We start from the raw sequence: 12,184 nt of genomic DNA, 5'->3' as shown, positions 1-12,184 counted from the left end.
TCAGTAGCGCGCGTTCAGCGTAACGAACGCCGAGCGGCCCGGCGCGATCGACGCATAGTGCGCCGGATACGCCTGATCGAAGTAGGTGCGGTTGAACAGGTTGTTCACGTTCAGCTGCAGGTCGAGCTTCTTGTTGATCCGGTACTGCGCCATCGCGTCGAAGCGCCAGTACGACGGCACGGCGCGCAGGTTCGCGGGATCGCCGAACACTTCCGACATGTAGAACGCGCCGCCGCCGACCGTGAATTTCGGCGTGACGTCGTAGTTCGACCACATCGTGAGGCTGTGCTTCGGCGTGTTCGGGAAGCGGTTGCCGTTGTTCGCGGCGTCCTTGCCGTTGTCGCGCAGTTGGCTTTTCATGTACGTGTAGCCGCCGAACACCTGCCACTGCTTCGTGATCTGGCCGGCGACGCCGAGTTCGAGGCCCTGTACGCGCTTGTTGCCGACCATCGCGTACTGGTTGTTCGGCAGCGTCACGCGTGCGTTCGTCGTGTCGATCTGGAACAGCGCGGCCGTCAGCGACAACTGGTCGTTCAGCATGTTCCACTTGGTGCCGAGCTCGATGCTGCGGTTCTTCTCGGGCGCCATCTGGTCGGCGTTCGGGCCGACGCCGCCGCGGCCCGGCGTCAGCGACTGCGTTTCGCTGCCTTCGCCGAGCAGCATGCCGGCCGGCGTCGACGACGTCGCATACGACGCGTAGATGCTGCCGTTCCGCGCGGGCTTGAACACGAGGCCGGCCTGCCAGTTGAAGAGCGTGTCGTCGCGCGTATAGGTCTTGCCGCCATTCGCCTTGGTATCGGTGAAGCGGGTCGAGTAGTCGTCGACGCGCACGCCGGCGTTCACCTGCCAGCGCGGCGTGATCTCGATCGTGTCGAAGCCGTAGATCGACTTCGTCGTGGTGCGCGCATGCGCGTAGTCGTTGTTGCGCGTGATCGAGCCGGCCCACGGATCGTTCGGGTTCGGCGACCAGAGGCTCGTGCAGTTGTAGCCCGACGCGGCGCCGATGCCTTTCTGGCAGATCGTGCCCTTGTCGGTTGCGACCGTGTACGAATCGCGCTTGCCCCATTCGCGGGACAGCTCGATGCCGGTCGTGAAGCTGTGCTTGAACGGGCCCGTGCGGAATTCGCCGAACAGCTCGGTCAGGTTCGCGAGGCTGTTGATCGAGCTGTCGCGGTTGTTGTTGCGGCGCCAGACCTTGCCGTTGACCACGTTGCCCTGGCTGTCGTCCGGCTGCGTCCAGATGTAGTCCTGCGTCGATTCCGTATAGCGCGTGGTGTTGCGCACCGTGAGGTTCGGCGTGATGTCGTGCTCGATCTTGATCGTGCTGATGTCCGACGTGGTCTTGCGGAAGTCGCGGTCGATCAGGCCGTAGAAGTTGTGGCGATCGACGGGCGCCGGATAGATCGTGCCGACGTTCGCGGGCTTGTTCGACGTCGTGTAGAAGTACGGGATCCCGCCGTCGGGCATGTCGTCGGTCGACAGGTGGTAGTAGCTCGCGGTCACGCGCGTCGGCGTGCCGAGGCCGAACGCGATCGACGGCGCGACGCCCCAGCGCTCGTTGTTGACGGCGTCGCGGCCGGCGACGTCGTTGTTGTGGCTCATCAGGTTCAGGCGGAACGCGGCGTGATCGGCGAACTGCCAGTTGCCGTCGGCGGTGAAGCGCCGATAGCGGTCGGTGCCGAGGCCCGCGCTCGCGGCGGCCGTCGTGCCGAGATGCGGCGCCTTCGTGATCAGGTTGATGCTGCCGCCCGCGCCGCCGCGGCCGCCGTATGCGCCGTCGGAACCCTTGGTGATCTCGACGCGCTCGGTATTGAAGATCTCGCGGGTGGTGGCGCCCGTGTCGCGCATGCCGTCGACGAACATGCTGCCCTGCGTGTCGTAGCCGCGGATGAACGGACGGTCGCCGAGCGGGTTGCCGCCTTCGCCGGCGCCGAACGTGATGCCGGGCACCGTGCGCAGCGCTTCGGTCAGCGTCGCCGCGCCGCTGCTCTGGATCAGTTCCTGCGGGATCACGGTGACGGATTTCGGCGTGTCGACGAGCGGCGCGGTGAATTTCGCGGAAGCGGAAAAGTCGGCCTTGTAGCTGTGCTCGGTCTTGCCCTGGATTTCGATCGGCGCGAGGTGGCCTTCGGGGCTGACGGGCGCCGCGGGCGGCGTGCCGTCGGCAAACGCGGGGCTCGCGGCGAGCACGCTGCACAGGGTGGTGAATTTACCGAGCTTCAGCTCGTCGGGACGGGACTTCATGGTGCTTCGACCTCGCGATGTGGCCCCGGGGCGGTGCGTTGCGGAAATGTGCACGCCGCCGGGAATTATTACGATTTGTTTTCAGACGGCATTCTATGTAATTTCTTATTGAATGAGAAGCGTTCTTGTTCTCGTTTGCGGGAGGATTGTTGACGAATGTTGCGGAGGGTTGGCGAGGGCTTGCAGGGCCGCGAGGATGGCCGAACGGCCGAATGGAAGAGGTGGGGCGGGCGGCTTACAGTGGTCGAATCTTCTTTCGGCTCAAATGACAGCAAGGTGTTAATATGACTGCATTGCAAGCAAATGTAGTGAGGCGCATCATGCCGGTGATTACTGTTCGAAATTTGCCCGACGAAGTGCATCGCGCGCTTCGAATCCGGGCTGCGCAACATGGCCGCAGTACCGAGGCCGAGGTACGCGACATCCTCGAGCAAGCCGTGCAGCCCGGCGGGCGGCCCAGGCTTGGGACGCTGCTGGCGGAAATGGGGCGGGAGGCCGGTGGCATCGACTTCGACGTTCGGCGCGACACATCGCCAACCGATCCGATGAGCTTCGAATGATCCTCGTCGATACCAACGTCATTTCCGAGCCGCTGCGGCGCGAGCCGAACCCAGCCGTGATCGAATGGCTCGACGCGCAGAATGTCGAGACGCTGTTTCTTGCTGCGATCAGTCTGGCGGAAATGCGATTCGGCGTGGCGGCGTTGCCGGAGGGACGCCGGCGGGACTGGCTCGAGCAAAGTATCGAGCGGCGCGTCGTGCCGTTGTTTCGCGGCCGGATCCTGCCGTTCGACGATGCGGCCAGCAAGGCGTACGCGAGCCTTCGCGCCAAGGCGCGTGGTATGGGCAACGCGATGGCGTCTGCCGATGGCTTCATCGCTGCAACCGCCGTCGCGAACGGCTTGATCGTGGCCACGCGCGATGTCGCGCCGTTCGAGGCAGCGGGCCTGCGCGTGATCGACCCGTGGGCCAACTAACGCGCAGGGTTGCCTGCGCCTGCATTAAAAATGAAAAACGCGCCGTGCAAGTCGGCGCATCGAATGCGTTACGTCTGCGCGCGGCCCTTGAACTGAAGCGATCTCCCGTGAAGGCGCACGACACCAGCCGCGGTCAGTCGATTCCGTGAAACACGGCATCCTCCGGCCCGAGGTACGCCGGCGGACGCCACGTCGCATCGCGCATCGAGTGCTGGACGAGATTCTCGACCCCCAGCAGCACCGCGAAGATCGCCATTCGCACCGGAATGCCGTTGTCGGTCTGCCGGAAGATCGCGAGACGCGGGTCGCGGTTCAGGTCGACCGACAGATCGTTCGCGCCGGGCCGGCTGTCGCGCGGCAGCGGATGCATGATCAGCGTGTCGGGCTTGCATACCGAATCGACGAGCGCCTGGTTGATCTGGAAATCCGGCGTATAGCCTTCGAACGACTCGTCGGTGAAGCGCTCCTTCTGGATCCGCGTTGCATAGACCACATCCGCGCCGCGCAGCCCGGCTGCGAGGTCGTTCGTCTGCTCGACCACATGGCCGTTCGTCGCGATCTGCTCGACGATGTAGGCCGGCATCTCGAGCGTCGGCGGCGACACGAGCGTGAACTTCAGCCCGCGGTACAGCGCGAGCAGCTTGACGAGCGAGTGCACGGTGCGACCGTATTTCAGGTCGCCGACCAGCGCGATGTGCGCGCCGTCGACGATCTTGCCGAGTCGCGAGAATTCGCGCTGGATCGTATACAGGTCGAGCAGCGCCTGGCTCGGGTGCTCGCCGGGGCCGTCGCCGCCGTTGATCACCGGCAGATTGGTCGCGCGGGCGAATTCGGCCACCGAGCCTTTTTCCGGATGACGGATCACGAGCGCGTCGACGTAGCCGGCCATCACGCGGCTCGTGTCGTAGATCGATTCGCCCTTGGCCATCGACGAGAACGTGAAGCCGGTCGTGTCGCACACCGAGCCGCCGAGCCGGCAGAAGGCCGCGCCGAACGACACGCGCGTGCGCGTGCTGGCCTCGAAGAACAGATTGCCGAGCACCGCGCCTTCGAGCACGCGCGAAATCTTGTGGCGCCGCGCGATCGGCTGCATGACGTCGGCCACGCGGAACAGCGCCTCGACCGAATCCCGCGAGAATTGGTCGACCGAGATCAATTGCGGCTTGCCTTCGAACAGGAACTGCTTCGCAAGCCCCTGCTTGTCTACGCTTTGCGTATACTTCTCGCCGTCCGGCTCCGAGCGTTCGACGATTTCCGACACGAAGCGCTCGACGATCTCGGGCATCCCGCGCGATTCCTGCGAATCGTCCGGCAGCAGCCAGGTATCCAGTGCGCGCCGGCTGACGCCGATGCGATTCGCGAATGCCTCCCGGGTCATGTTGAGGCGGCGCATCGCGTCGCGGAGGAAGGCTTGCTGGGGAACGGTCATCGGCGGCTCCTGGGGTGGAAAATATACGCGGTGCGTATATTAGTTCCTGGCGCAATGAAGTCAAGAAAAATCTGCGAGCACGCGCGGTGTGGCGCGCAGGACACGCGGCGGGGCCGTACTGGCGCGCGGCGCGGCTCTCCGTATAATCAGGTCAGGCCCCGTGTCCGGCAGCGTGCCGGGCGCCACGCCACACACGATTCACACGATCCGCCCGGTCGGGCTTGTTGATTCCAAGGAGAATGAGAATGACGCGTACGATTGCTGCAATGCTGCTGGTGCTGACCGCCGCGCTCGCCGGTTGCAATACGGTCGCCGGCGTGGGCCAGGATATTTCGAAGGGCGGCCAGGCGATCAGCGATTCGGCTGAAAAGGCCAAGTAAGCCGACCGGTTCCGGCATGCAGAAGGCGCCGGGCCTTCCCGCGATGGCGGGGCGGCCCGGCGCTTTTTTTGTGCGCGAGTCGACGCCGGCGGCGTCAGGCGCGTTCCACGAACGCGTAACGGCCTTCGACCTTGCGCGGCGTGAACCAGCCGTAGTCGGGGAACAACCGGTTGCGGACGAACCACACGTAACCCACCAGCACGACCGTGATCGCGAGGCTCGGCAGCGCGGCCGCCGGATCTCGGCCGAGATCGGCGACGGTTTTCGGCATCTGCAGCAGCGACAGCAGGATGAACGCGTGATATGCGCCGACACGATGGGTCGCAAAGCCCCAGATGAACAGCAGCGACAGCGGCACGGTGAACGCAACGAATACGGTGACGAGGACGGTGCCGGCGCCGGATGCGAAGAAGTAGTACGCAAGCATCAGGCTGATGACCAATTGGGCGATGCCGAGCGCGATCAGGATCCGGATGTGCACCTTGTTCTTGCGGCAGCGTTCGGGGTCCGGGCGCGACGCGATCAGGTGCGCGAGCACGCGATCCTTGAGCCCCTGTCCGGACAGTTCCGCCAGCGCGTCGGCCTTCCTCGTTCCCGCGGACAGCAGCGCCGCGATTCTTGTTTTGGCTTCCTTCCTGTTCATTGCTTGGCGGATTGTTGTTCGAGGGTGGTCAAAGGGGGCAGCCACGCGAATATTGCATCTTGCGCAGCCGTGCGCAACGGTTTTGCGGTGTGCGGACACATTCTTGCAGTCGCCGGCTGCGTGGCGGCGAAGGCGGGAAGCGGCAGGCGATGCGACGGCACGGAGCCGCCGCCGTTTCCGCCGGGACGCGATGAGCGCGAGTCAGTCGCAGGCGGTCCGCGCAGCGAGCGTCGTGCGTGATTCGACGGACGGCCCGCGTCGTCGCGTCGCGCCGACGAGCATGCCGGCGACGACGAGCGCGATGCCGGCGATACGCGTGCCGGTCAGCGCTTCGCCGAACAGCGCGACGGCGAACAGCACGGCCGAAACCGGCGCGACCGCGGTGAACAGGGCCGCCTCGGTGCCGCTCGTGCGCGCCGAACCCGCATACCAGCACAGGTAGCCGAGCACGGTCGGAATCAGCGCGTAGTACGCGATCGCCGACACGGCGCCGACGGTCCAGCCGCTCTCCACCGCACGCCATTCGAACGCGGCCGGCACGAGCGCGAGCGCGAAGCCGAGGCCCGACATCGCGGTGGAAAGCGCAAGCGGCGGCAACGGCGCGGCCAGCCGCCGGTTGAGCAGGATGAAAACCGCTTCGCATGCGACGGCCGCCAGTACCAGCGCATCGCCGGCAAGCGTCTGCAGCGACGGCATCGCGTGGCCTGGCGCGAACGTGACCAACAGCACACCGGCGGTGGCGAGCGCGGCAGCCAGCCAGTCGCGCGGCGTCTGCGCCTCGCGCAGCACGACGGCCGCGATCAACGTCGACATGGCCGGCAGCGTGCCGAGCATCACGCCCGCATCGAGCGGCGACGACAGCTTCGTCCCGCTGATCAGCAGCACCGTATAGCCGACGCCGCCCGCCGCCGCCTGGATGACGAGCAGCACGGCGTCGCGTGCGGAAACGCGCGGCCAGCGCATGCGCTGCGCGCGCATCAGCGCGAACAGCAGCGGGGTCGCGATCAGGAAGCGCAGCGCGGTGGCCGCGAACGGCGGCAGGCCGCCGGCCGCGAGGCGGCTCGCGATGACGGTGCTGCCGACGCCCGCCATCGCGGCGGCGAGATAGAGATAACCGATCAGTCGTGTCTTCATGCGCCGCATCGTCGCGTACCGGGCGCGGAACGTCTTGAACGAAATTGCAGCGGCGGGGGCGTTGAATACGGTGCGCCGTCGACATGCCAGGACGCAATGGGGCGCGGCTTAACCCGCCTGCGTGAACCGCCCCGGCGTGATCCCGAACTGGCGCGCGAACGCGCGCGTCAGGTGGCTCTGATCGGCGAAGCCGGCTTCAGCCGCGGCATCGGCGATCGGCAGGCCGCCGGCCAGCAACGCGCGCGCCAGCCGCGTGCGCGACTGAACCAGATAGGCATGCGGCGTGATGCCGAGCTCGCGCGCGAAGCCGCGCAGCAACTGGAAGCGGCTGACGCCGCTCAGGTCGGCCAGTTCGGCGAGCGACACGGGTGCGGCCGGCGCCGCGTCGAGCCGCTCGCGGGCGACGCGGACCGCCGGTGCGACGCCGGCCGCCGGCAGCGTGCGGTTTGCGTGCCGGGCGAGCAAACCGGCGACGAGCATCACGAGCGCTTCGTCGCGGGCCAGCGGCTGGGTTTCGCCCGCGACGATGCGCGCATGCAGCTGGCCGACGGCGGCCGCGAGCCACGCGTCGCGCACGGCCGGATGCGCGAGCTCGACGCTGCCGACGCCTTCTTCCGCCGCGACGCCCGCGACCAGCGCGGGGGCAAGGTACAGCATCCGCCAGCGCCGGCCGGTGCCGGCTTCGAGCGGCGAGCCGTCGTGCATCTCGCCCGGGTTGACCATGATCGTGTCGCCGGCCAGTGCGTCGACCTGCCCCCGGCCGCTCCACGACCGATGCGCACCGCTGACGATCACGCCGACCCCGAATTCGTCGTGCGCGTGGCGCGGAAACGCGCGATCGGATTCGAGGGTGATCGCCTCGATGCCTTCGCCGGTGCGTCGGTAGTGGGTGACACGGTGCATGTGCGCTCCTCGCGCCGGTGGCGGCGCGGATCACGTGCACTTTAGCGCGTTCCGGCGCCGCGCGCCCTTCATCCGTTTGGCGGATACCGCGCGGCGCGCACAACCCGCACCATGTGCGCATGAGCAGCGTACACGGCCCGCCGGGCCTGAAGCTGCGCGGGAGAGGGCAGGTGGAACGACAGAATCCGGTATTCATTCAGGTGGGCGCGCTGGCGGACGGCTTCGCGCCGGACGCGAACGTCCTCGCCCCCGTCGACGCACTCGTCGGGCGGACGCTGACGCTCGGCGACGCATCGGGCGCGTGGCGGGTCTATACGTTCGAGCCGGGCGCGCTGCAGTGGCGCGATGCGGCGACCGGTACGGATGGCCGCGCGGCGTGCCGCGTGACGCGGCTGCGCGACGGGCTGTACTTCGTCGACTACATCGATGCCACCGCTCGGGCGACGTCGGTGAGCCTGGTGATCGATCTCGACACCGGCGTGTGGACGTCGGTCGTCGGTACGCTGCCGACGGAAGCCGACACACGCATCGATGCGTTCACGCGCGTCACGCACGGGCTGCCGCTGACGGCGGTCGATGCGCAATTCCGACACGGTACGCTCGGCGGCCACGCCCGGCCGGGGCCGCTGCACGCGCCGACGCGCGAGCTGATCGGCAAGCGGACGATGTACCGCTACAGCCCCACCGAATGCTACGAGCACATCTACCTGAACGAGAATTTCTACGCGTGGCAGTGCCTGCAGGGCGTCGAAGGCGGGCTGGCCGATGTCGACCGCTGTCATTACTTCAGGATTGCGGACGAGCTTTACTTGTTCGTGTGGCGTGAGAAGGTGGTGCCGACGCTCGGCGTCGTGCTGATCGACTTTGCGCAGCGCAAGACCGACGGCAAGATCTTCGGCTATCAGGGCAGCGATTTCGGCCCGTTGTCGAATTTCCAGATCGGTGCGTACGCGCAGGTGCTGAACGAAACCGTGCATCCGCTCGGCGACGAGGCGCAGCGATGAGTGCCGTGCTCGGCAGCGGCTGCTTGCGTGCGGATTTCGGCGGCCGTGTCGTGCTCGTCACGGGCGCCGCGCAAGGGATCGGCGCGGCGATCGCGCGCCGTTTCGCGGAATCCGATGCGTTCGTCGCAGTTGCCGACCTGAACGGCGATGCGGCAGCCGCGCAGGCCGACGCGCTGGCCCGCGCGGGCGGCGACGCACGCGCGTACCGGGTCGATGCCGCGAGCCGGGCCGAACTCGATGCGCTCGTCGTGGCGGTCGAGCGCGACGGCGGCCGGCTCGATGTCGTCATCCACAATGCCGCGTATTTTCCGTTGACGCCATTCGCGCAGATCGACGAGCCGACGCTCGACCGGACGCTGTCGGTCAACCTGTCGGCGTTGTTCTGGCTTGCGCAGGCCGCGTTGCCGGCATTCGAGCGCGCGGGGGCCGGGCGGCTGCTCGTCACGTCGTCGGTGACGGGGCCGCGCGTCGCCTATCCGGGGCTTGCGCATTACGCGGCGTCGAAGGCCGGCGTGAACGGCTTCATTCGGGCGGCGGCGCTGGAGCTGGCGCGCCGCAACGTGACGGTCAATGGCGTCGAACCGGGGATGATCCGCACGCCGGCGGCCGGCAATCTCGGCGACGCGTCGGTCGCGGCGCAGATCGCGCACGACATTCCGCTGGCGCGGCTGGGCGAGCCGGACGACATCGCGAACGCGATGCTGTTTCTCGCGTCGGCCGACGCGGCATACATCACCGGGCAGACGATCGTCGTCGACGGCGGGGCGACGTTGCCGGAGAGCGGGGCGGTGCTGTGAGAAGGGTAGCGGCGAGCCAGCGAGGGCGGCGGCCGCGGCGAGCCGTGCAGTCATCTGCTGGCGGCCCGCGCCATGGGGCCGTGCCGCACGCCGCCGCCGTGACTACAGCCAGCCGTTGCGGATGAATTCGACGATCGAATAGCGACGAGGCTCGAGATCGTGCTGCCGCACGGCCTCGACGATCCGCGATACGCCATCCGCATAGGGCGTATCGCCGGATACGCGCGATTCGAACTGCAGGCTGCAGGCGCCGTCGTCGATGCGTATCCGATGAACCGCATGGCGGCCGAGCTGATCGGCCGGGATGCCGAATTCGCTGTGCTGAACGGCCGGGTCGCGAACGGAGCGGATGGCTTCCGGTCGCACGCCGAGCGACTGGGCGATGCCGACGGCCGTGCCGGGGACGGACGTCTTGCCGGCCTGATGCGACTCGGTCACGCTGATCTCGCAGTCGCGGAACAGGTGGCCGCTGGTTTCCAGCATGCTCATGAACTTGAGCATCAGGATGTTCGTGTTCGGACACAGCACGACCGGAAAGCCGTACGTTCCGGTTTCGAGGTCGGAGCCGGTCGACAACTCGACGAGCGGGGACGCGGTGGCCTGGCAGAACGCGATCGCCGCGGCGAGTTCGCGGCCGGAACCGGCGTGGACGACGATCGACCGGGCGTCGGTTCGCGTGCTGTCCGACCACGGCATCACGCGACAGATGGCCGGATCGAGCTTGTGCGAGCCGAGCAACTCGTTGGCGAGCTTGCCGGTTCCGATGACGAGTACTTGCATGGGATGGACGGGTTGAGGTTCGGGATGCGAGTCGGCGGTGGCGCGGGCCGTCGGCGGGCCAGCCCGGCTGCGTTGTCGCGGGCCATGAGTGCCGGACATCGCGCATTATGCCCGGCCGTCCGACTGCGTGCTCGTCGATCCGCGCAGGCATCGCACCGTCTCGCGACGTATGGGCCGCGATCTGTTTCGCGATGCCGCCGACGAGTCGCCGCCAGCCTCCCGTCGACCTTTCGCCGATTTCCCTCCCGGCCAGCCACGGTCCACCGACGGACGAACCGCGCGACCGCACCCTCATCCCGTGCGCACGAACGCGTGAACGGCGCTACGCTGTCGGCATTTCATCCCCATTACCCTCGATCCAGGAGAACACATCGATGGAACACGACCTGAAAGGCAAGGCAGTCGCGATTACCGGCGGCTTCGGTCATCTGGGCGTCGCGACGGCCGCGTGGCTCGGCGAGCGCGGCGCACGCGTCGCGCTGATCGGCCGCGGCGCGGCGCCGGCGGCGCAGGCGCTGCACGGCGTGCCGGCCGATGCGCTGCGCATCGGCGGCATCGACCTCGTCGATCCGCAGGCCGCCGTACAGGCGCTCGACACGGTGAACCGCGAATTCGGCCGGGTCGACGCGCTGCTGAACATCGCCGGCGCATTCGTGTGGCAGACGATCGCCGACGGCGATGCCGCCACGTGGGACCGCATGTACGAACTGAACGTGAGGACGGCGCTGAACGCGTCGAAGGCCGCGCTGCCGTACCTGGTGGCGAGCCAGGCCGGTCGCATCGTCAACATCGGTGCGGGCGCGGCGTTCAAGGCCGGCGCGGGGATGGGCGCGTATGCTGCCGCGAAGGCGGGTGTCGCGCGGCTCACCGAGGCGCTGGCGGCGGAACTGCTCGATCGCGGCGTGACCGTGAACGCGCTGCTGCCGAGCATCATCGACACGCCGCCGAACCGCAAGGACATGCCGGACGCCGATTTCTCGCGCTGGGTCCGCCCCGAACAGCTCGCGGCGACGATCGGATTCCTGCTGTCGGCCGACGCGCAGGCGATCACCGGTGCGTCGATTCCGGTGAGCGGCCGCGTCGCGTAGTGCGCCCGGGGGAGGGCTCGCCAGGTCCGGCCGTGCGTACAATGTCGCACCGGATTGCGCGACCCGGACCCGAGACCGAACCCGACACCATGACTCAGCCCACCATCCTGATCGTCGAAGACGAACAGGCGATCGCGGACACGATCGTCTATGCCCTCGGCACCGACGGCATGCAGACCGTTCACTGCACGCTCGGGCAGGCGGCGCTCGACCGCCTGCGCGACACGCGTGTCGATCTCGTGGTGCTCGACGTCGGCCTGCCGGACCTCAGCGGCTTCGAGGTATGCCGGCGGCTGCGCACGTTCACCGATGTTCCGGTGATTTTCCTGACCGCGCGGCACGACGAGATCGACCGGATCGTCGGGCTCGAGATCGGTGCCGACGATTACGTCGTCAAGCCGTTTTCGCCGCGCGAGCTGGCTGCACGGGTGCGCGTGATCCTGCGCCGCTTCCGCCGGGTGGCCACACCGGAGCCGGCGCCCGCGCCCGTGCCGGCCGACGCGCCTGCACCGGTCGCCGCCGGCTTCACGCTCGATGCCGACGGCGCGCGCGTGGCGTGGCTCGGCCACGCGCTGGACCTCACGCGCTACGAATTCGGGCTGCTTGCGTTGCTGGTCCGGCATCCGGGCCGCATCTACTCGCGCGAACAATTGATGGATCTCGTGTGGCACGAGGCGCTCGATTCGGCCGACCGCACGGTCGACACGCACATCAAGACGCTGCGCGCCAAGCTGCGCGCGATCGATCCCGAGCGCGACCCGATCCGCACGCATCGCGGGATGGGTTATTCGCTGCAACCGTAACGA

General features: G+C 67.7%; 13 protein-coding genes. 7 read left to right on the top strand and 6 right to left on the bottom strand.

All coding sequences use genetic code 11. The annotated features are described in order from the left end of the window. The gene (locus CFB81_RS24315) at positions 1–2,244 is read right to left on the bottom strand and encodes a TonB-dependent siderophore receptor (protein ID WP_089436801.1); all 2,244 of its coding nucleotides are present in this window, start codon (positions 2,242–2,244) and stop codon (positions 1–3) included. Positions 2,245–2,564: 320 nt separating this feature from the next. Here CFB81_RS24315 and CFB81_RS24310 point away from each other — a divergent pair, with 320 nt between their 5' ends. Next, positions 2,565–2,804 (top strand): Arc family DNA-binding protein, encoded by a 240-nt coding sequence (locus CFB81_RS24310; protein ID WP_089437123.1) that lies wholly within the window; start codon positions 2,565–2,567, stop codon positions 2,802–2,804. Beyond that, complete coding sequence (locus tag CFB81_RS24305; protein WP_069619354.1) at positions 2,801–3,220, top strand: type II toxin-antitoxin system VapC family toxin; 420 nt, start codon at positions 2,801–2,803, stop codon at positions 3,218–3,220. The genes CFB81_RS24310 and CFB81_RS24305 overlap by 4 nt, the downstream gene beginning before the upstream one ends. A 133-nt stretch (positions 3,221–3,353) precedes the next feature. Here the strand turns inward: CFB81_RS24305 and CFB81_RS24300 are convergent, their stop codons facing one another. Further along, the gene (locus CFB81_RS24300) at positions 3,354–4,649 is read right to left on the bottom strand and encodes an aspartate carbamoyltransferase (protein WP_069619353.1); all 1,296 of its coding nucleotides are present in this window, start codon (positions 4,647–4,649) and stop codon (positions 3,354–3,356) included. Between the two features lie 245 nt (positions 4,650–4,894). Here CFB81_RS24300 and CFB81_RS24295 point away from each other — a divergent pair, with 245 nt between their 5' ends. Continuing rightward, positions 4,895–5,029 (top strand): entericidin A/B family lipoprotein, encoded by a 135-nt coding sequence (locus CFB81_RS24295; protein ID WP_050017418.1) that lies wholly within the window; start codon positions 4,895–4,897, stop codon positions 5,027–5,029. Positions 5,030–5,123: 94 nt separating this feature from the next. Here the strand turns inward: CFB81_RS24295 and CFB81_RS24290 are convergent, their stop codons facing one another. The 3 genes from CFB81_RS24290 to CFB81_RS24280 all read right to left on the bottom strand — a co-directional run bounded on the left by CFB81_RS24290 (position 5,124) and on the right by CFB81_RS24280 (position 7,709). Continuing rightward, positions 5,124–5,672 (bottom strand): permease, encoded by a 549-nt coding sequence (locus CFB81_RS24290; RefSeq protein ID WP_089436800.1) that lies wholly within the window; start codon positions 5,670–5,672, stop codon positions 5,124–5,126. A gap of 201 nt (positions 5,673–5,873) precedes the next feature. Then, positions 5,874–6,806, bottom strand: coding sequence for a DMT family transporter (locus tag CFB81_RS24285; protein ID WP_089437122.1), 933 nt, complete (start codon positions 6,804–6,806; stop codon positions 5,874–5,876). Positions 6,807–6,914: 108 nt separating this feature from the next. Then, positions 6,915–7,709 (bottom strand): AraC family transcriptional regulator, encoded by a 795-nt coding sequence (locus tag CFB81_RS24280; protein ID WP_089436799.1) that lies wholly within the window; start codon positions 7,707–7,709, stop codon positions 6,915–6,917. 170 nt (positions 7,710–7,879) lie between these two features. Here CFB81_RS24280 and CFB81_RS24275 point away from each other — a divergent pair, with 170 nt between their 5' ends. Beyond that, complete coding sequence (locus tag CFB81_RS24275) at positions 7,880–8,713, top strand: molybdenum cofactor biosynthesis F family protein (protein WP_089436798.1); 834 nt, start codon at positions 7,880–7,882, stop codon at positions 8,711–8,713. Continuing rightward, positions 8,710–9,510, top strand: a complete 801-nt coding sequence (locus CFB81_RS24270; RefSeq protein WP_089436797.1) for an SDR family oxidoreductase — start codon at positions 8,710–8,712, stop codon at positions 9,508–9,510. Before CFB81_RS24275 ends, CFB81_RS24270 begins: the two co-directional genes overlap by 4 nt. A 102-nt stretch (positions 9,511–9,612) precedes the next feature. On the opposite strand, the gene CFB81_RS24265 is transcribed toward CFB81_RS24270, so the two are convergent. Next, a complete protein-coding gene (locus CFB81_RS24265) occupies positions 9,613–10,290 on the bottom strand; it encodes a dihydrodipicolinate reductase C-terminal domain-containing protein (protein WP_089436796.1) in 678 nt (225 codons plus the stop codon). 374 nt (positions 10,291–10,664) lie between these two features. Here CFB81_RS24265 and CFB81_RS24260 point away from each other — a divergent pair, with 374 nt between their 5' ends. Continuing rightward, a complete protein-coding gene (locus tag CFB81_RS24260) occupies positions 10,665–11,378 on the top strand; it encodes an SDR family NAD(P)-dependent oxidoreductase (RefSeq protein ID WP_089436795.1) in 714 nt (237 codons plus the stop codon). A gap of 89 nt (positions 11,379–11,467) precedes the next feature. After that, a complete protein-coding gene (creB, locus tag CFB81_RS24255) occupies positions 11,468–12,181 on the top strand; it encodes a two-component system response regulator CreB (RefSeq protein WP_089436794.1) in 714 nt (237 codons plus the stop codon). Positions 12,182–12,184 lie beyond the last annotated feature (3 nt).

The organism is Burkholderia sp. AU28863 (assembly GCF_002223195.1).
GTDB lineage: Bacteria > Pseudomonadota > Gammaproteobacteria > Burkholderiales > Burkholderiaceae > Burkholderia > Burkholderia sola.
The sequence above is the reverse complement of the archived record's forward strand: the minus strand, read 5'-3'. Positions and strand labels throughout refer to the sequence as shown.

What these genes read in the sequence shown, in the direction of transcription:
- CFB81_RS24315 (WP_089436801.1), bottom strand. Translation starts at nt 2,244, where the DNA reads ATGAAGTCCCGTCCCGACGAGCTGAAGCTCGGTAAATTCACCACCCTG.
- CFB81_RS24310 (WP_089437123.1), top strand. Translation starts at nt 2,565, where the DNA reads ATGCCGGTGATTACTGTTCGAAATTTGCCCGACGAAGTGCATCGCGCG.
- CFB81_RS24305 (WP_069619354.1), top strand. Translation starts at nt 2,801, where the DNA reads ATGATCCTCGTCGATACCAACGTCATTTCCGAGCCGCTGCGGCGCGAG.
- CFB81_RS24300 (WP_069619353.1), bottom strand. Translation starts at nt 4,649, where the DNA reads ATGACCGTTCCCCAGCAAGCCTTCCTCCGCGACGCGATGCGCCGCCTC.
- CFB81_RS24295 (WP_050017418.1), top strand. Translation starts at nt 4,895, where the DNA reads ATGACGCGTACGATTGCTGCAATGCTGCTGGTGCTGACCGCCGCGCTC.
- CFB81_RS24290 (WP_089436800.1), bottom strand. Translation starts at nt 5,672, where the DNA reads ATGAACAGGAAGGAAGCCAAAACAAGAATCGCGGCGCTGCTGTCCGCG.
- CFB81_RS24285 (WP_089437122.1), bottom strand. Translation starts at nt 6,806, where the DNA reads ATGAAGACACGACTGATCGGTTATCTCTATCTCGCCGCCGCGATGGCG.
- CFB81_RS24280 (WP_089436799.1), bottom strand. Translation starts at nt 7,709, where the DNA reads ATGCACCGTGTCACCCACTACCGACGCACCGGCGAAGGCATCGAGGCG.
- CFB81_RS24270 (WP_089436797.1), top strand. Translation starts at nt 8,710, where the DNA reads ATGAGTGCCGTGCTCGGCAGCGGCTGCTTGCGTGCGGATTTCGGCGGC.
- CFB81_RS24265 (WP_089436796.1), bottom strand. Translation starts at nt 10,290, where the DNA reads ATGCAAGTACTCGTCATCGGAACCGGCAAGCTCGCCAACGAGTTGCTC.
- CFB81_RS24260 (WP_089436795.1), top strand. Translation starts at nt 10,665, where the DNA reads ATGGAACACGACCTGAAAGGCAAGGCAGTCGCGATTACCGGCGGCTTC.
- creB (WP_089436794.1), top strand. Translation starts at nt 11,468, where the DNA reads ATGACTCAGCCCACCATCCTGATCGTCGAAGACGAACAGGCGATCGCG.